The 350-nt window shown below is 34.0% G+C and carries 1 protein-coding gene; it reads right to left on the reverse strand.

All coding sequences use genetic code 11. The features are described 5' to 3' along the window. On the reverse strand, positions 1 to 350 hold a 350-nt coding region (locus QWI17_RS03890; protein WP_302721198.1), incomplete at both ends, for a Ppx/GppA phosphatase family protein.

Consider the following 350-nt stretch of genomic DNA (forward strand, 5'->3'; position numbering starts at 1 on the left):
CGTCCGAAAGTCCAATTTTCGGAACATGAATTTTCTTTGCATGCGACCATTTTAGTACATTATTATAAATTTCTAATGCATAAACCACCACATCAGCGCGGTCGGGCTTCATATTGAAATTCTGCATACGCTGTTCCGCAGTCATTGTTTGTAAAATTTGATAATGTTTTTTCACATAAATACTACTCAAAGGCATTCCTAGTTTTACGCCAGAATATTTGTATACATGGTTGATGTTTCCACCAGAACCAATTAATTCTACTTCATCATGACCAATGTTTTCATGAATCCATTCTTTCATTTCGTTAAAAGTATTTGGCGAAACTTTATTTTCTAACAAACGTACAGTT

The sequence above is a fragment of the Gilvimarinus gilvus genome (genome assembly GCF_030518155.1).
Taxonomy (GTDB): domain Bacteria; phylum Pseudomonadota; class Gammaproteobacteria; order Pseudomonadales; family Cellvibrionaceae; genus Gilvimarinus; species Gilvimarinus gilvus.